Here is a 19,574-nt window from a genome sequence, read left to right on the forward strand (position 1 = left end):
CTGTGGGAGCAGGCCAGCGGCATGACCGGGCACCTGGACGGCGCCGACCTGCGCCGGGTGGCGCGCGGCGGGGTCCGGCGACTGCCGACCGCCCGGGCGCTCGCCCTGTTCGACACGGCAGGTGTGCTGGACGAGCCGTTGCTGATCCCCGCCGACCTGGACCTGGCCGGGCTGCGCAACCAGCCGGTGGAGACAGTGCCGGCGCTGCTGCGCGGACTCGTCCGTGGCGCCACCCGGCCGGTCGCCGAACCGGCCGGTGGCCCGTCGGTCGTGGGCCTGGCCCAGCGGCTCGCCGGTCTCGCCGACGAGGACGCCGACGCCCTGGTCCTCCAGGTGGTACGCGCCAACGTCGCCGCTGTCCTCGGCTACCCGAGCCCGGACGAGGTGGACCCGACCCTGCCGTTCAAGGAGCTGGGCTTCGACTCGCTGACCGCCGTCGAGCTGCGCAACCGGCTCAACGTCGCGACCGGCCTGCGGCTGCGCGCCACCCTCGTCTTCGACTACCCGAACGCCCACTCGCTCGCCGCGTACCTGCGGGCGCAGGTGGTGCCGGACGAGGTCGGGGCGGCCGAGCCGCTGCTGGCCGAGTTGAGTCGGATCGAAGCCGCCGTGGCCACGCTGCCCGGCGACGGACCGGTCCGCGAGCAGGTGACCAGTCGCCTGCGGGACCTGCTGGCCGGGCTGGAGCCCACCGGCGCCGCGGACGTGGCGCAGGACCTCGAGTCGGCCACCGACGACGAAATGTTCGAGTTCATCACCCGAGAGTTCGGAGTGTCGTGATGGCAGACGACGAGAAGCTTCGCCATTTCCTCAAGAAGGTCACCACCAGCCTTCAGGAGACCCGGCAGCAGCTGCACGAGGCCGAGAACCGTGACCGGGAGCCGATCGCGATCGTCTCGATGAGCTGCCGGTTCCCCGGAGGCGTACGCGGGCCGGAAGACCTCTGGCAGATGCTGGTCGGCGGGCGCGACGCGCTCGGCCCGCTCCCCGCCGACCGTGGCTGGGACCTGGAGTCGCTCTACAGCCCGGACGCGGACGCACCCGGCCAGAGCTACGTCCGGGAGGGCTCGTTCCTGACCGACGCCGCCGACTTCGACGCCGCGTTCTTCGGGATCAGCCCGCACGAGGCGCTCGCCATGGACCCACAGCAGCGGCTGCTGCTGGAGGCGTCCTGGGAGGCGATCGAGCGGGCCGGTGTCAACCCGCAGAGCCTGCGCGGCAGCCAGACCGGCGTGTTCGTCGGCATCACCCAGCAGAACTACGGCACCGCGCTGCACGAGGCGCCCGAGGGCGTCGACATGTACCTCGGCACCGGCACCACCACCAGCGTCGCGTCCGGCCGGATCGCGTACAGCCTGGGCTTCGGTGGCCCGGCCGTCACGGTGGACACGGCCTGCTCGTCGTCGCTGGTCGCGATGCACTGGGCGGTCCAGTCGCTGCGGTCGCGCGAGTGTGACCTGGCCCTGGTCGGCGGCGTCACGATCATGGCGGCGCCGGGTGCGTTCATCCTGTTCAGCAGGCAGAAGGGGCTGGCCGCGGACGGCCGGTGCAAGCCCTTCGCCGAGGCCGCCGACGGCACCGCCTGGGGGGAGGGCGTCGGCATCATCATGGCCGAGCGGCTCTCCGACGCGCAGCGCAACGGCCACCCGATCCTGGCGATCGTGCGCGGCAGCGCGACCAACCAGGACGGTGCCTCCAACGGCCTGACCGCGCCGAACGGGCCGGCCCAGGAGCGGGTCATCCGCGCCGCGCTCGCCAACGCGCGGCTCACCCCGGACCAGGTCGACACCGTCGAGTCACACGGCACCGGCACCACCCTCGGCGACCCGATCGAGGCGCAGGCGCTGCTGGAGACGTACGGCCGGGGCCGTCCGGCGGAGCACCCGCTCTGGATCACCTCGGTCAAGTCGAACATCGGGCACACCCAGTCGGCGGCCGGCATCGCCGGGCTGATCAAGGCGGTGCTCTCCATCCAGCACGGGGTCCTGCCGAAGACACTCAACGTCGACGCGCCCACCTCGCACGTGGACTGGTCGGCGGGCGCCGCGCAGGTGCTCACCGAGACGATCCCGTGGCCGGAGACCGGGCACCCGCGCCGGGCCGGGGTGTCGTCGTTCGGCGTCTCCGGCACGAACGGGCACATCATCCTGGAGGAGCCACCGGCCGAGACCCCTGTCGACGCCACCGACGGCAGCGACGACCAGCTCGCCGCGTGGCCGATCTCGGCACGTACCGAGGCCGGCCTCGTCGAGCAGGCCCGCCGCCTGCACGACCACCTGACCCGGCACCCCTCGCTCACACCGACGGACGTCGGCCACTCGTTGTGGAAGACCCGGGCCACCTTCGACCACCGCGCCGTCGTCGTCGGCTCCAACCGCAGGGAGATGCTGCAGACCCTCGCCGAGTTCCCCGACGGCAGCGCCCCCCGGGCCGACCGGCAGCTCGGCGCCAGGCCACTCTTCGTCTTCCCCGGCCAGGGCTCGCAGTGGCTCGGCATGGCGACCGAACTGCTCGACCAGGAGCCGGTCTTCGCCGCCCGGATCGCCGAGTGTGCCGCCGCCCTCGACCCGTACGTCGACTGGTCGCTGCTCGACGTGCTGCGCTCCACCGACCCGGCCGCGTTGAACCGGGTCGACGTGGTGCAGCCCGCGCTCTGGGCGGTGATGGTGTCGCTCGCCGAAACCTGGATCTCCCGTGGCGTACGACCCGGCGCGGTCATCGGCCACTCCCAGGGCGAGATCGCCGCCGCCTGTGTGGCCGGCGCGCTGTCGCTGACCAACGCCGCCAAGGTGGTCGCCCTGCGCAGCCGCGCGCTGCTGGCCCTGTCCGGCACCGGCGGCATGGTGTCGGTCAACGCCCCGCTCTCGGCGGTAGAACCGCTGCTCACCGACGGCATCGCCGTCGCCGCCGTGAACGGCCCGTCCAGCGTGGTCGTGGCCGGCGCCGACGTCGCAGGCTTCCTGGCCGCGGCCCAGGCGGCCGGTGTCCGCGCCCGGCAGGTCCAGGTGGACTACGCCTCGCACTGCGCCCAGGTCGAGCCGATCGAGGACGAGCTGGCCCGACTCCTGGACGGGATCACGCCGACCGCCGGCACCGTGCCGATCATCTCCACGGTCACCGGCGAGCCGATCGACGGCACCGCGATGAACGCCGGCTACTGGTACGACAACCTGCGCAACCCGGTCCGCCTCGACCGGGCGGTCCGCACCGCCCTGGGCGCCGGTCACGCCCTGATCGTCGAGATCAGCCCGCACCCGGTGCTGATCGCCGGGCTCACCGGCCTCGCCGAGGAGACCGGCGGCGACGCCGTGGTTCTCGGCACGCTGCGCCGCGGCGACGGAGGGCTCCGCCGGTTCACCCAGTCACTGGCCGCGGCGTACGTGCACGGTGCCGCTGTCGACTTCGCGACGGTCCAGCCGCAGGGGCGCATCGTGCCGCTGCCGACCTTCGCCTTCCAGCGCCGGCCGTACTGGCTGGGCGGCCAGCGGCCTCCGGCTCCCGCCGCTGCGGCCCCGGGCACCGACGACGCGGTCTTCTGGAACGCCGTCGAGCGGCAGGACGCGAACGTGCTCGCTGAGACCATCGGCGCCGACCCGGCGGCCGTGGGGGACCTGCTCCCGGCGTTGTCGTCGTGGCGGCGGCAGCGGCAGACCGGCTCGACGCTGGACAGTTGGCGCTACCGCGACGAGTGGGTCCGCGTTCCCGACCAGCCGGCCCGTCTCACCGGCACCTGGCTGGTCGCCGTACCGGCTGGTCTCGACTCCCCGCTGCCCGCCCAGGTCAGCGGAGCCCTGCGGGCCGGCGGCGCGCAGGTGGTGCCGCTGGAGATCGACCCGGTCGACGTCCAGCGCACCGCCCTGGCCGCCCAGCTCACCCTGGCGCTCGACGCGGCCGGCTGCGACCGCCCCGACGGGGTGCTGTCCCTGCTAGCCCTGGACGAACGGGTCCTGGACGGGCACCGCTCCACCCCGCGCGGCTTCGCCGCCACCGTCGTACTGGTGCAGGCCCTCGGCGACCTCGGCGTCGGCGCCCCCCTCTGGTGCGCGTCGCACGGCGCGGTCGGCACCGGGCCGGGCGACCCCCTGGCCAACCCGGTCCAGGCGCTGCTCTGGGGCTTCGGCCGGGTGGCCGCGCTCGAACACCCGGAACGCTGGGGTGGCCTCGTGGACCTGCCCGGGACGCTCGACGAGCGCGGCTCCGGCCTGCTCTGCGCCCTGCTCTCCGGCGCGACCGGCGAGGACCAGGCCGCGATCCGTCCACCCGGTCTCCTCGGCCGGCGCCTGATGCGCGCCCCGGTCGGTGACCGCAGCCCGGCGCGGAGCTGGCAGCCGCGCGGCACCACCCTCATCCTGGGCGGCACCGGCGGCCTCGGGTCCCAACTGGCCCGCTGGCTGGCCGAGCACGGCGCCGAGCACCTGCTGCTGGTCAGCCGCAGAGGCCCGGACGCGCCCGGCGCGGACCGGCTGCGCGACGACCTCACCGCGCTGGGTGCGACAGTCACTCTCGCCGCCTGCGACGCCGCCGACCGGGACGCCCTGGCCGCGCTGATCGACGCGATCCCCGCGAAGACCCCGCTGACCACTGTCGTGCACAGCGCCGCCGTCCTCGACGACTGCGTGATCGACGCGCTGGAGACACACCGCCTCGACGGTGTCCTGCGCGCCAAGGTGGACTCCGCCCGCCACCTGCACGAGCTGACCCTGGGCCTGGACCTGGACGCGTTCATCACGTTCTCCTCGTTCGCCGGCACGGTGGCCAGCTCCGGCGTCGGCAACTACGCCCCCGCCAACGCCTACCTGGACGCCCTGGTGCAGCACCGCCGGTCGCTCGGCCTGCCGGGCACCGCGATCGCCTGGGGCGCCTGGGGTGGCGGTGGCATGGCCGACGGCGACTTCGGTGAGCTGCTGACCCGCCACGGCGTCGCCGAGATGGCACCCGAGCTGGCGATCACCACGCTGCGCCAGGCGGTGGAGCACGGCGAGCCGTTCCTCACCGTCGCCGACATCCGGTGGGAGCGGTTCTTCGTCGCGGTCACCGCGACCCGACCCAGCCCGCTGGTCAGCGCGATCCCGGAGGCACAGCAGGTGCTCGCGGCGATCGCCCGCGACGGGGACGGCGGCGGCGAGAGCGCCACGGCGCGCCTGGCGGGCCTGCCGCCGGCCGAGCGGGCCAAGGTCCTGCTGGACACGGTACGGGCACAGGTGTCCACGGTGCTCGGTTACGCCTCGGCCGACGAGGTGCCGCCGAAGAAGGCGTTCCAGGAGCTCGGCTTCGACTCGGTGACCGCCGTGGAGCTGCGCAACCGCCTGGGCGCCGCCACCGGGCTGCGGCTGCCCGTCACGCTCGTCTTCGACTATCCGAACCCGGTCACGCTCGCCGCCTTCCTGGACAGTCTGTGCGGCGGCGCCGACGACAGTTCCGCGCTGGACGACCTGGACCGGCTGGAAGCGGCCCTGGACGGCCTCGAACCGGACGACGTCACGTACGTCCGGCTGATGACCCGCATGCAGGCGCTCGTCGCCGACTGGAAGCACGGCCGCGCCGAGCCGGTGGAGACCGCGGGCGAAGCCCTGGCCGACGCCACCGACGAGGAGATGTTCGAACTCCTCGGCAAGAAGTTCGGCATCGCCTGACCCGCACGCTCACAAGGGGAGACCACCGATGGCCAACGAAGAGCGGTTGCGCTACTTCCTCAAGCGGGTCACCGCCGACCTGGAAACCGCCCAGGAGCGTATCCGGCACCTGGAGGTACGCGCCGACGAACCGATCGCGATCATCGGTGTGGGCTGCCGGTTCCCCGGTGGCGTGGACTCCCCGGAGTCACTGTGGAACCTGGTTGCGGCGGACGGCGACGGCATCACGCCGTTCCCGGCCGACCGGGGCTGGGACACCGAGGCGCTGTTTGACCCCGACCCGGACAACCCCGGGACGTCGTACGCCGCCGAGGGTGGGTTCCTCAGCGGGGCGGGTGACTTCGACGCCGGCTTCTTCGGCATCAGCCCGCGCGAGGCACTGGCGATGGACCCGGCGCAGCGGCTCCTGCTGGAGGTGTCGTGGGAGGCGATCGAGCGGGCCGGCATCGACCCGGCGTCGCTGTCCGGGTCGCCGACCGGCGTGTTCGCGGGCACCAACGGCTCGGACTACGCGGCGATGCTGATGGGTGCGTCCGAGGGCCTGGAGGGTTACCTCGCCACCGGCAACGCGGGTGCGGTGATCTCCGGCCGGGTGTCGTACTCGCTGGGCCTGGAGGGGCCGGCGGTCACCGTCGACACGGCCTGCTCGTCGTCGCTGGTCGCGCTGCACCTGGCGGCGCAGGCGCTGCGGGCCGGTGAGTGCTCGCTCGCGCTGGCGGGCGGTGTGACAGTGATGGCGACCCCGTCGCTGTTCGTCGGCTTCTCCCGTCAGCGTGGCCTGGCCGCCGACGGCCGTTGCAAGGCCTTCGCCGGTGCCGCCGACGGCACCGGCTTCGCCGAGGGCGCGGGTGTGCTGCTGTTGGAGCGGCTGTCCGAGGCCCAGCGCAACGGGCATCCGGTCCTCGCCGTGGTACGCGGCAGCGCTGTCAACCAGGACGGTGCGTCCAACGGGCTGACCGCCCCGAACGGGCCGTCGCAGCAGCGGGTGATCCAGGCGGCGCTGGTCGACGCCCGGCTCTCGGCGGCGGACGTCGACGTGGTGGAGGCGCACGGGACCGGCACCCGGCTGGGCGACCCGATCGAGGCGCAGGCCCTGCTGGCCACCTACGGCCGGGAGCGCCCGGCGGACCAGCCGTTGTGGTTGGGGTCGGTGAAGTCGAACATCGGGCACACACAGGCCGCCGCCGGCGTCGCCGGGATCATCAAGATGGTCGAGGCGCTGCGTCATGAGACGTTGCCGCGGACCCTGCACGTGGACGAGCCGACGCCGCAGGTGGACTGGTCCGACGGTGCGGTGGAGCTGCTGACGGCACCGCGCCCGTGGGCGGCGGGGGAGCGTCCCCGCCGGGCCGGGGTGTCGTCGTTCGGGGTGTCCGGCACGAACGCCCACGTGATCATCGAGGAGGCACCGGCCGCGCCGGTGGACGAGCCGGTCGGGACGGCGCCGGATGTGCCGTGGCTGTTGTCGGCGGCCGCGCCGGAGGCGCTGCGCGGGCAGGCGGATCGGTTGTCGCGGGTGACGGCGGATCCGGGCGCGGTGGCGTACTCGCTGCTGTCCACCCGGTCGGTGCTGAGCCACCGGGCGGTCGTGCTCGGCCCGGACCACTCCGCGGGCCTGTCCGCCCTCCGGGACGGCCTGCCGTCGGGCTCGGTGGTCTCCGGTGCGGCCCACCCGGACTCGGGCGTGGTGTTCGTGTTCCCGGGTCAGGGTTCGCAGTGGGTCGGCATGGCTGCGGGGCTGTTGGATGCGGAGCCGGTGTTCGCGGCGCGGATCGCGGAGTGCGCGGCGGCGTTGGATCCGTTGGTGGACTGGAATCTGTTGGAGGTGTTGCGCTCGGACGATCCGTTGGAGCGGGTGGACGTGGTGCAACCGGTGTTGTGGGCGGTGCACGTCTCTCTCGCCGAGGTGTGGCGGGCCAAGGGTGTGACCCCGGACGCGGTGATTGGCCATTCGCAGGGGGAAATCGCGGCGGCCTGTGTGGCCGGGGTGCTGTCGCTCAGCGATGCGGCGAGGGTCGTGGCGTTGCGGAGCAAGGCGCTGCTGTCGATTGCGGGCAGCGGTGGGATGGTGTCGGTCAACGCCGGCCTGGACGTGGTCACACCCCTGCTGACCGACGGGGTCAGTGTCGCCGTGGTCAACGGCCCGACCAGCGTCGCCGTCGCCGGCGCCGACCTGGATCCGTTCCTGGCTGCTGCGGAGGCGGCCGGGGTGCGGGCGAAGCGGGTCAAGGTCGACTACGCCTCACACTGCGCTCTGGTCGAGCCCGTGGAGGCGGAGCTGGCCCGTGTCCTGGACGGTGTGCAACCGCTGGCCGGCGAGGTGCCCGTGTTCTCCACAGTGGAGGACGGCGGTCAGATGGACGCCGGCTACTGGTATCGCAATCTGCGCCAGCCGGTGCGCCTGGACCTGGCCGTCGCGGCGGCGCAGGCGGCCGGGCACCGGATCTTCATCGAGGTCAGCGCTCACCCGGTGCTCGCCGGTGCGATCGAGGCCACCACCATCGGCACGCTGCGCCGTGACGCGGGCGGCCCCCAGCAGGTCGTACGGTCGTTGGCCGAGGCGTGGGTGCGGGGCGCGCCGGTCGACTGGAGCACCATCATCGCGGCCACCCGGGTCGTGGACCTGCCGACGTACCCGTTCCAGCACGAGCGTTACTGGCCCACCCGTGGCAGCGCGATCAGCGCGGCCGACCCGGTGGACAGCGAGTTCTGGCAGGCCGTCGAGAACGGCGACCTCACCCCGCTGGGCATCACCGGCGACGGTGGCGAGCTGCTGCCCGCCCTCACCGCCTGGCGCCGCCGCAAGCGCGAGCACCACACCCTCGACGACTGGCGGTACCGGGTCACCTGGCAGACCAGGACCACCCCGACCGAGAACACCCTCACCGGCACCTGGCTGGTCCTGCGTCCAACCGGCGAACCCTGGTCGGACGCCGCCGAGGACGCCCTCGCGCAGGCCGGCGCCCGGGTCGTACCGGTGGCCATCGCTCCCGGCCCGATCGACCGGAGCGCCCTCACCGACGCGGTCAACGCCTCCATCGGCGCGACACCCGTCGACGGAGTGCTGTCCCTGTTCTCCCTGCCCGCCGCCGAGGCCGCTGGCGCGGTGCACGACGCGTCCACGGTGCTGCACGGTCTCGCGGACGCGGGCGTCACCGCCCCGCTCTGGCTCGCCACCCGCTCCGGAGTCCGGGTCGGCCGTTCCGACGCCGCCCCGGCACCCACGCAGGCAGCGCTCTGGGGCTTCGGCCGGGTCGTCGCACTGGAAGAGCCGCACCGCTGGGGTGGCCTCATCGACCTGCCGGCGCAGCCCGACCCCCGGTCGGCCGCCCGGCTCGTCGCGGCACTCACCGCCGGCGACGACGAGGACCAGTTCGCCGTCCGCGCCTCGGGCCTCTACACCCGCCGGCTGACCCGCGCCCTGCAGGGCACCACTCCCGGGTGGTCGCCGTCGGGCACCGCACTGGTCACCGGCGGCACCGGCGCGATCGGCGCGCACACGGCCCGCTGGCTGGCCCGCAACGGCGCCGAGCACCTGGTGCTCACCAGCCGCCGAGGCCCGGACGCCCCTGGCGCCGACGACCTGCGCGCCGAGTTGGAGCAGGCCGGCGCCCGCGTCACCATCACCGCCTGCGACATCGTCGACCGGGACGCCCTGCGCACCCTGATCGACGGCCTGCCGGACCTGACCTCCGTCTTCCACACCGCCGCCGTCCTGGACGACGGCACGCTCGGCAGCCTCGACCGGGACCGGATCGAGCGGGTGCTCGCCCCGAAGGCCGTCGCCGCCCAGCACCTGCACGACCTCACCCGGGACCGGGACCTGACCGCGTTCGTGCTGTTCTCGTCGCTGTCCGGCACCCTCGGTAACGCCGGGCAGGGCGCGTACGCCGCCGCGAACGCGTACCTCGACGCCCTGGCCGAGCAGCGGGCCGCCGCCGGCCTGCCGGCCACCTCGATCGCCTGGGGCCGCTGGGGCGACGGAGGCCTCGCCGAGGAGGCCGTACGCCGGGAGCGGCTCAGCCGCGGCGGCCTGGGCGCCATGGACCCGGCGCTGGCCCTCACCGGCCTCGCCAGCGCGATCGGCGCCGGTGAGCCGGCCCTCGCCCTGACCGACGTGGACTGGGAGCGGTTCGCCCCCACCTTCACCGCGGTACGCCCCAACCCCACCCTCGCCACCCTCTGGGAAGCCGCCGGGAGCACCGGCACCGACCCGTCCGGCGACCTGACCCGGCGGCTGCTGTCGATGACCGCCCGGGACCGCTCCGCAGCCCTGGTCGAGCTGGTCCGCGGGCACGCCGCGGCGGTCCTCGGCCACTCCGGCGCGGACGGCGTGGAACCGGAGCGCGCCTTCCGTGACCTCGGGTTCGACTCGCTCACCGCTGTCGAACTGCGCAACGCGCTCGGCGCGGCCATCGGCCTGCGGCTGCCCGCCACCCTGATCTTCGACCATCCGACCGCCCTCGCCCTCGGCTCCCACCTCGGCGGTCTGCTCGCCGGAGGGACCGACGGTGACGCCGAGCCGGATGCCGGCCCGGACGCCTCCACCGCCGCCGACCAGGACGACCCGATCGTCGTGGTGGGCATGTCGTGCCGCTTCCCCGGCGGTGCGGACAACCCCGACCAGCTGTGGCAGCTCGTGCACGACGAGGTGGACGCGATCTCCACGTTCCCCGCCGACCGCGGCTGGGACGTCGACAGCGTCTACGACGCCGACCCGGACAACGCCGGCACCAGCTACGTGCGCGAGGGCGGCTTCTTCTACGGCGCCGCCGCGTTCGACCCGGAGTTCTTCGGCATCTCACCGCGTGAGGCCCTGGCCATGGACCCGCAGCAGCGGCTCCTGCTGGAGACCGCCTGGGAGGCCTTCGAGCACGCCGGCATCGACCCGTCGACCGCCCGCGGGGAGCAGGTCGGCGTCTTCGTCGGCTCGAACGGCCAGGACTACGGCGCGCTGCTCTACGGCTCCACGGAGGGCGTCGAGGGGCACACCATGACCGGCAACGCCGGCAGTGTCGCGTCCGGCCGGATCTCCTACGCGCTCGGCCTGGAGGGACCGGCCGTCACCATCGACACCGCCTGCTCGTCGTCCCTGGTCGCGCTGCACCTCGCCGCCCAGTCGCTGCGCCAGGGCGAGTGCCGCCAGGCGCTGGCCGGCGGTGTCACGGTGATGGCCACCCCGGGCCGGTTCGTCGAGTTCAGCCGTCAGCGCGGGCTCGCCGCCGACGGCCGCTGCAAGGCGTTCGCCGACGGCGCCGACGGCACCGGCTGGGGCGAGGGCGCGGGCATGCTGCTGCTCGAGCGCCGATCCGCGGCGCTGACCGCGGGCCACCAGATCCTCGCCACGGTACGCGGCAGCGCGATCAACCAGGACGGCGCGTCGAACGGATTGACCGCCCCCAACGGCCCCGCCCAGCAACGGGTGATCCGGGCTGCTCTCGCCGACGCGGGCCTGCGACCCTCCGAGGTGGACCTGGTGGAGGCGCACGGCACCGGCACCCGGCTCGGCGACCCGATCGAGGCCCAGGCGCTGCTCGCCACGTACGGGCAGCACCGACCGGCGGACCGCCCGCTGCGGCTCGGCTCGATCAAGTCGAACATCGGCCACACTCAGGCCGCAGCCGGTGTCGCCGGTGTGATCAAGGTGATCCAGGCGATGCGGTACGGGGTGCTGCCCCGGACGCTGCACGTGGACCAGCCGAGCGCCGAGGTGGACTGGGAGTCCGGTGCGGTAGCGCTGCTCGACCGGTCCCTGCCGTGGGAGGGCGCCGGGCCGCGCCGGGCCGCGGTGTCGTCGTTCGGCATCAGCGGCACCAACGCCCACGTCGTGCTGGAGGGCGACCCGGCCCCGACGACCGCCGCCCCCGCCACGAACCCGGAGCGCCCCGTCACGTGGCTGCTCAGCTCGCGGACCGAGGAGGGGTTGCGCGACCAGGCCGGGCGGTTGCTCGCCCACCTGGACGAGCACCCGGGGCTGGACCCGTACGACGTCGGTTTCTCCCTCGCCACCACCCGTACCCAGCACCGGCACCGGGCCGCGGTGTTCGGCCGTGCCGAGCTGGCGGCGGTGGCCGCCGGATCACCGGCTCCGATCACCGGTTCGGTGGTGCGGGGCAGGACGGCGTTCGTGTTCTCCGGGCAGGGTTCGCAGCGCCCGGGCATGGGCCTGGAACTGGCCGCCACGTACCCCGTGTTCGCCGAGGCGTTCGACGCGGCCTGCGCGGAACTGGATCTGCATCTGGACCGGCCGTTGCGCGCGGTGATCGCCGACGGCGGGGAGCTGGACCAGACGGTCTACACGCAGGCCGCGTTGTTCGCTGTTGAGGTCGCGCTCTACCGGCTGGTGGGTGCCACCCCCGACTATCTGGTGGGGCACTCGATCGGTGAGATCGCCGCCGCCCATGTGGCCGGGGTGTTGTCGCTGGCCGATGCGGCGAAGCTGGTCGCGGCGCGCGGTCGGTTGATGCAGGCGTTGCCGGCCGGTGGGGTCATGGTCGCGGTGCGGGCCACCGAGGCCGAGGTGCTGCCTTTGCTGGTCGACGGGGTGTCCGTGGCGGCGGTCAACGGTCCGCGCTCGGTGGTGCTGTCCGGTGCCGCCGACGAGGTGGCATCCGTGGCCGCCCAGTTCGAGAAGTCCAAGCGGCTCACGGTTTCTCACGCGTTCCACTCGGTGTTGATGGAGCCGATGCTGGTGGAGTTCGCACAGGTTGCGGAGACGTTGACCTACGCGTCTCCGCGGATTCCGGTCGTCTCGAACGTGACCGGGCAGGTTGGTGAGACGCAGGACGCGGCGTACTGGGTGCGGCACGTGCGGGAGGCGGTGCGCTTCGCCGACGGCATCGCCACCCTGGAGGGCGCGGGTGTCGCCACGTTCGTGGAGATCGGCCCGGACGGGGTCCTGTCGGCGATGGGCGCGGACTGCGTGACCGACGCGGTCTTCGTGCCGGTGCAACGCGCCGACCGGGACCAGCCCACCGCCCTGCGCACCGCGCTCGCCCAGCTTCACGTCCGGGGCGTCGCGGTGGACTGGGCCGCTCTGCACCCCGGAGCGCGCCGCGTCGACCTGCCCACCTACGCCTTCCAACGGCAGCACTACTGGCCCGGTTCGGTCTCCTGGGCCCGGCCCACCGCCGACAACGACGAGCACCTGTGGGACCGCATCGAACGCGCGGACCTCGACGGCATCGGCGCCGAACTCGCCCTGCCGCCCGACGCCACCCTTCCGGCGGTCGTCCGGGCACTCTCCGACTGGCGGCGGCAGGCCCGGCGCAGCTCCACGATCGACGGGTGGCGCTACGGCGTACGCTGGCGGCCCCTGTCCTCGACCGGGACGCCCACCCTGACCGGCACCTGGCTGCTGGTCAGCACCCCGGAGCACCCCACGGCGGAACTCGCCGCCGTGCTGCGCCGACACGGCGCGGCGACCGGAACCGTCACGCTGACGCCGGCCGACCTGACCCGGGCCGGCACCGCCGCGCGGCTCGGCGCGGCCCTCGACGAACACGGCCCGGTGCACGGCATCCTGTCCCTGCTCGCCCTCGACCAGGAGCCGCATCCCACGCACCCGATCCTCACCAGAGGCGTCGCCGGCACGGTGACGCTGGTCCAGGCCCTCGACCAGCTCGGCGCCACCGCTCCGGTGTGGAGCGTGACCCGCGGCGCTGTCGCGATCGGCGGCTCGGAGCGGGTCGCCGCGCCCGCCCAGGCGCAGGTCTGGGGCCTCGGCCGGGTCGCCGCCCTGGAACAGCCCCGGCTGTGGGCCGGTCTGGTCGACCTGCCACCCCTGCTCGACGACCGCGCCGGCTCACGGCTCTGCGCCGTGCTGGCCGGTGCCGGCGCCGGAGGCGGTGAGGACCAGGTGGCGGTCCGCGCCTCGGCGATCTTCGGTCGCCGACTGGTCCGCCACCCGCGCAGCACGACACCGGGTCCGCAGTGGCGCCCGCGCGGCACGGTCCTGATCACCGGTGGCACCGGAGCGCTGGGCGGGCGGGTCGCGCGGCTGCTCGCCGAACGAGGAGCCGAGCACCTGCTCCTGCTCAGTCGCCGGGGCGCCGACGCACCCGGGGTGGCCGACCTGACCGGCGAGCTGACCGCGCTCGGCGCCCGGGTCACCGTCGAGGCCTGCGACGTGGCGGACCGGGACGCGCTGGCCGGGGTGCTCGACCGCGTCCCCGCCGACCTGCCGCTGACCGCTGTGGTGCACGCCGCCGGCATCGGCACCCCCGGATCGCTGCGGGACACCGATCTGGACGAGTTCGCCTCCGTGGTCCGCGCCAAGATCGCCGGTGCGGTGCACCTGGACGCGCTGCTCGGCGAACGGCCGCTCGACGCGTTCGTGCTCTTCTCCTCCATCGCGGGGATCTGGGGCAGCGGCGGCCAGGGTGCGTACGCGGCCGCCAACGCGTACCTCGATGCCCTCGCCGAGGCCCGGCGGGGTCGCGGCCTCGCCGGTACCGCGGTGGCCTGGGGTCCGTGGGGCGACGGTGGCATGGCCGAAGGGCCAGCCCAGGAGCAGTTGCGCCGCCGTGGCCTGCCGGTGATGAACCCGGAGTCGGCGATCGAGGCGCTCGCCGCCGCCATCGACGACCGTGAGGTGGCGCTCGCCGTCGCCGACGTCGACTGGGCCCGGTTCGCGTTGCCGTTCCAGGCGGTCCGCTCCGGCCGGCTGCTGGACGAGATCGACGAGGCGCGGGCGGCGCTCACCGCCGCCGCGCCGGGCGCCGAGAGCGCGGCCGACGCCGACGCGCTACGCCGCAGCCTGACCGGCCTACCGCCAGCCGAGCGGGAACGGGTCGTGCTCGACCTGATCCGCAAGAACGCGGCCACCGTGCTGGGGCACACCGCCCCCGGCGGCGTCGACGTCGACCGCGGGTTCCTGGAGCTCGGCTTCGACTCGCTGACCGGGGTGGAGCTGCGCAACGCGCTCTCCGCCGAACTCGGCCTGCCGTTGCCCGCGACGCTGATCTTCGACTACCCGTCACCGCTGGTCCTGGCCGAATACGTCCTCGACCAGTTGGCCGGCCCGGAGGCGGGCGGGGACCCGGAGGAGCAGCAGGTCCGACAGGTCCTGTCCCGGATCCCGGTGGAGCGGCTGCGCGCGGCCGGTCTGCTGGACACCCTGCTCGGCCTGGCACAGACCGGGCCGGAGGCGCCGGATGCGCCGCCGGCCACCGATGACGACGGTGAGGACCTGGCCGAGCTCGATGTCAGCGAGCTGGTCCGCCTCGCCCTCGACGGCACCGAGAGCTGACGGGGAGTAAACGATGGCCACGAGTTACGACGAGGTGGTGGCGGCGCTGCGTGCGGCGCTCGCCGACAACAAGCGGCTGAAGCAGCGCAACGCCGTCCCGGCGGCCCCGCCCGCGCCCGAGCCGATCGCGATCGTCTCGATGGGCTGCCGGCTGCCCGGCGGGATCCGCGGCCCCGAGCAACTCTGGGACCTGGTGACCGACGGGCGGGACGCGATCGGCGAGTTCCCGCCCGACCGGGGCTGGGACCTGGGTGCCCTGTCCGAGCTCAGCACCGCCGGCGCCGGCGCGTTCCTCTACGAGGCGGGTGACTTCGATCCCGGCTTCTTCGGTATCTCGCCGCGCGAGGCGATCGCCATGGACCCGCAGCAGCGGCTGCTCCTGGAGACCGCGTGGGAGACCTTCGAGCGGGCCGGGATCGACCGGGCCACCGCCCGGGGCAGCCGCACCGGCGTCTTCGCCGGCACCAACAACCAGGACTACACCGGCGTGCTGGTCGCCGCCCTGGCGCAGGGTTTCGACGGGCACCTCGGCACCGGCAACTCGGCGAGCGTGGTCTCCGGGCGGATCTCGTACACGTTCGGCCTGGAGGGGCCAGCGCTCACAGTGGACACCGCCTGCTCGTCGTCACTGGTCGCGGTGCATCTCGCCGCCCAGTCCCTGCGCGACGGCGAGTGCAGTCTGGCGCTGGCCGGCGGCGTCGCGGTGATGGCCACCCCGTCGGTCTTCGTCGAGTTCTCCCGGCAGGGTGGGCTCGCCACCAACGGCCGCTGCAAGTCGTTCGCCGCCGCCGCCGACGGCACCGGTTGGGGCGAGGGCGCCGCGATGGTGCTGCTGGAACGGTTGTCCGACGCCCGCCGCAACGGCCATCCGGTGCTCGCCGTGCTGCGCGGCAGCGCTGTCAACCAGGATGGCGCGTCCAGTGGCCTGACCGCCCCGAACGGCCCTGCCCAGCAGCGGGTGATCCGGACCGCGCTGGCGAACGCCCGGCTCACCGCGGCCGACGTCGACGTGGTGGAGGCGCACGGCACCGGCACCCGGCTCGGTGACCCGATCGAGGCGCAGGCGCTGCTCGCCACGTACGGCCAGGACCGGCCGGCCGACCAGCCGGTGTGGCTCGGCTCGATCAAGTCCAACATCGGCCACACCCAGGCCGCCGCCGGGGTCACCGGCATCATCAAGATGGTCCAGGCGATGCGGCACGGCGTGCTGCCGGCCACCCTGCACGTCGATCGGCCCACCCCGCAGGTGGACTGGTCCGCCGGAGCCGTCGAACTGCTCACCTCGGCGCGCCCGTGGCCCACCACGGGTCGGCCGCGTCGCGCCGCCGTCTCCTCGTTCGGGGTCAGCGGCACCAATGCCCACGTGATCCTCGAACAGCCCGCGGAGGAAGAGGACCGGCTCGCCACCCCGGGGACCCGTGCGACGCACGACGTCCTGGCCTGGCCGGTATCGGCCCGCGAGCCCGCCGGGCTCCGGGCCCAGGCGGCACAACTGCTCGACCACCTGCGGGAGCACCCCGGCCTGGACCCGGCCGACGTGGCCGGCTCGCTCGCTGTCACCCGGTCGCACTTCGAGTACCGGGCGGTGGCGCTCGGCACCGAAACGGACAGCCTGACCGCGGCGCTGACCCGGATCGCCGACGGGACCGACCCGGGCGACCTCGCTACCGCCCGGCCGCAGGTGGCCTTCGTCTTCTCCGGCCAGGGCGCCCAGCGGGCCGGTACGGGCCGGGACCTGTACGGCACCTTCCCGGTGTACGCCGAGGCGTTCGACGCGGTGTGCGCCGAACTCGACGTCCACCTGGACCGGCCGATCCGGGAGGTGATCCTCGACGACGAGGCGGCGCTGGAGCGGACCGGGTACGCCCAGGCGGCGCTGTTCGCCGTCGAGGTCGCGCTGTACCGCCTGGTCACGTCGTTCGGAGTGGTCCCGGATCAGCTCATCGGCCACTCCACCGGGGAGATCGCGGCGGCGCACGTGGCCGGGGTGCTGTCGCTGCCCGACGCGGCGGCGCTCGTCGCGGCACGGGGGCGGCTCATCCAGGCACTCCCGACCGGTGGCGTGATGGTCGCGGTCCGGGCGACTGAGGCGGAGGTCCGCGAGGCGCTCGCCGGCCACGAGGCGGTGGTGTCCGTCGCCGCGGTGAACGGGCCGAAGTCGGTGGTGGTTGCCGGCGCGGCGGAGGCGGTCGAGCAGGTCGTCGCCCGGTTCGGCAAGACCCGGACGCTGGACGTGGGTCACGCCCTGCACTCGCCGCTGATGGCGCCGATGACCGCGGACTTCGCCCAGGCCATCGGCGGGCTGACCCACGCGCCCGCCCGCATCCCGGTCATCTCCACGGTCACCGGCGACGTCGCCGAGTTCGGCACCGACTACTGGGTGGACCAGATCCGCGCCACCGTGCGCTTCGCGGACGGCATCCGGGCTCTGCACGAGCGGGGCGTCAGCGCCTACCTGGAGATCGGCCCGGACGCGGTGCTCACCCCACTGGGCGCCGACTGCGTCGAGGGCGCCGACCGGGACAACGCCCCGCTGTTCGTCGCCGCCCAGTCACGCGACGGGGTCGAGGCCCTGGTCACCGCGCTCGCCCGACTGCACTGCCGGGGCGTACGACTGGACTGGGCGGCGCTGCTGCCCGGGACCACGCGGGTCGACCTGCCCACCTACCCGTTCCAGCGGCAGCACTACTGGCCGGCGCTGGAGCCCGTCGCCATGCCGACCGCCGCAGCACCCGCCGAGCTGCCACCGGCCGTCTCGTCGGCGCCGGTCCTGTCGCGGGACTCCGCGTTCGAGGAGGTCCGCGACCTCATCCGGCAGGAGACCGCCGAGATGCTCGGCTACTCCGGCATCGAGTCCATCCGGCCCGGGCGAGACTTCCTCGAACTCGGTGTCGACTCGGTGATCGCGCAGGAGATCCGCCACCGTCTCAGCGCCGCCACCGGTCTCACCCTGGCCCCCGGTCTGCTCTTCGCCCACCAGGACCCGGACCGGCTGGCCCGGCACCTGATGGCGGAGATGGCCGGGACGACGGCGGCCTCGCCGGCCCCCACGCTGGACGTGATGTTCCGGCAGGCGCGGCACCGCGACGACCTGCACGAGTTCACGACACTGCTGATGCGTCTGGCCGGGTACCGGCCGAGCTTCACCGCGGCCGACGTGGACGAGGGGCGGGTGGCCGTACCCGCTCTGGCGCGCCTGGCCGAGGACGGCGGCGGCCCACGGATCATCGCCTGCTGCACCACCTCGCTGATGGCCGGGCCGCAGGAGTACGCCCGGCTGGCCGGCGCCCTGCGCGGCCGGTACCAGATCTCCGCCCTGGTCAACCCGGGTTACCAGGAGGATGAGCCGGCCCCCGCCGACCTGGCCGCCGCACTGCGCCTCCAGGTCCGGGCGATCCGCGCGGACGTCGGCGTCGAGCCGTTCATCCTGCTCGGACACTCGGCCGGCGGCCTGGTCGCCAACGCCCTCGCCGCCGAGCTGGAGGCCGAGGGCGTCGGTCCGGCCGCCGTGGTGCTGCTCGACTCCTACCCGCCGGCCGACGCGGTGCTCGGCCGGTGGATACCCGAACTGCTCGACGGCCTGGACCTGGACGACGCCGGCGTGGCCGATCAGCGGTATCTCGCCTGGGCGTCCTACGTGCGTCACTACGGTGACTTCGAGCCGCTGCCCACCAGCGCACCGACCCTGCTGGTCCGCGCCGGTGAGCCCCTCGGCACGGTGCCGGACGACCGCGACTGGCGGCCGTCCTGGCAGCACCCGCACACGGTGGCCGACGCCACCGGCAACCACTTCACCATGGTCGGCGACCAGGTCGACCGCACCGCGCAGACAGTGCACGACTGGCTGACCGCGACCCTCTGACCTGACTTTCGTGAACGGAGACCCGACATGACCATCACGACGACCAGCACTGTCGACACCAGCCTGTGGCTGCGCCGGTTCCACCCGGCGCCGGACGCGCCGGTGCGTCTGGTCTGCCTACCGCACGCCGGCGGCTCGGCCAGTTACTATCACCCGGTCTCGCGCGCCCTGACCGGCGTCGAGGTGTTCGCGGTGCAGTACCCCGGCCGGCAGGACCGTCGCGCCGAGCCCTGCATCGACACCGTCCACGGCCTGGCCGCCAGGGTCGCCGAGCAGGTCGCCACGCTCGCCGACCGCCCGATCGCCCTGTTCGGCCACAGCATGGGCGCCTCGGTCGCCTTCGAGGTGGCCCGGCTCCTCGAGGAGGACGGCATCGTCCTGAAGCACCTGTTCGCCTCCGGGCGGCGTGCGCCCTCGCGGCACCGCGACGAGCACATCCACCAGCTGGGTGACAACGGCCTGATCGCGGAGATGCGCCGGCTCAACGGCACCGAGGGCAAGCTGCTCGACGACGACGAGCTGATCCGCATGATCATCGGGGCGATCCGCAACGACTACAAGGCCGCGGAGACCTATGTGTACCGACCCGGCCCGCCGCTGTCCTGCCCGATCACGGTGATGACCGGCGATTCGGACCCGAAGGTCACCGTGGACGAGGCCGACTCCTGGCGGACGCACACGACGGGCCCCTACGCCATGAAAGTTTATAGGGGTGGTCACTTCTACCTGAACAACCACCAGACGGACATACTGGAGACCATTGTGGATCGCCTGACGGCAGGCTGACGGCAACGGCGGCCCGACCAGTCCGAGACTTCCGGAGGTACCA

General features: G+C 73.9%; 4 protein-coding genes. All 4 read left to right on the forward strand.

Annotation, left to right across the window (positions count from 1 at the left end):
* The first annotated feature begins 2 nt into the window (after nucleotides 1-2).
* Genes KBX46_RS13430 through KBX46_RS13445 form a run of 4 tightly spaced genes read left to right on the forward strand, consistent with a single transcriptional unit; the run spans nucleotide 3 to nucleotide 19,531 of the window.
* On the forward strand, nucleotides 3-5,633 hold the full coding sequence (locus KBX46_RS13430; protein WP_374224966.1) for a type I polyketide synthase: 5,631 nt from the start codon (nucleotides 3-5) through the stop codon (nucleotides 5,631-5,633).
* Between the two features lie 46 nt (nucleotides 5,634-5,679).
* A complete protein-coding gene (locus KBX46_RS13435) occupies nucleotides 5,680-14,883 on the forward strand; it encodes a type I polyketide synthase (protein ID WP_374224973.1) in 9,204 nt (3,067 codons plus the stop codon).
* Between the two features lie 13 nt (nucleotides 14,884-14,896).
* Nucleotides 14,897-18,745 carry a type I polyketide synthase gene (locus tag KBX46_RS13440; RefSeq protein ID WP_210792750.1) on the forward strand — a complete coding sequence of 1,283 codons (3,849 nt, stop codon included), beginning with the start codon at nucleotides 14,897-14,899 and terminating at the stop codon, nucleotides 18,743-18,745.
* A gap of 27 nt (nucleotides 18,746-18,772) precedes the next feature.
* Nucleotides 18,773-19,531 carry a thioesterase II family protein gene (locus KBX46_RS13445; protein WP_274529313.1) on the forward strand — a complete coding sequence of 253 codons (759 nt, stop codon included), beginning with the start codon at nucleotides 18,773-18,775 and terminating at the stop codon, nucleotides 19,529-19,531.
* Nucleotides 19,532-19,574: the final 43 nt, after the last annotated feature.

Source organism: Micromonospora sp. C81 (assembly GCF_018070425.1).
Taxonomy (GTDB): Bacteria; Actinomycetota; Actinomycetes; order Mycobacteriales; family Micromonosporaceae; genus Micromonospora; species Micromonospora zamorensis.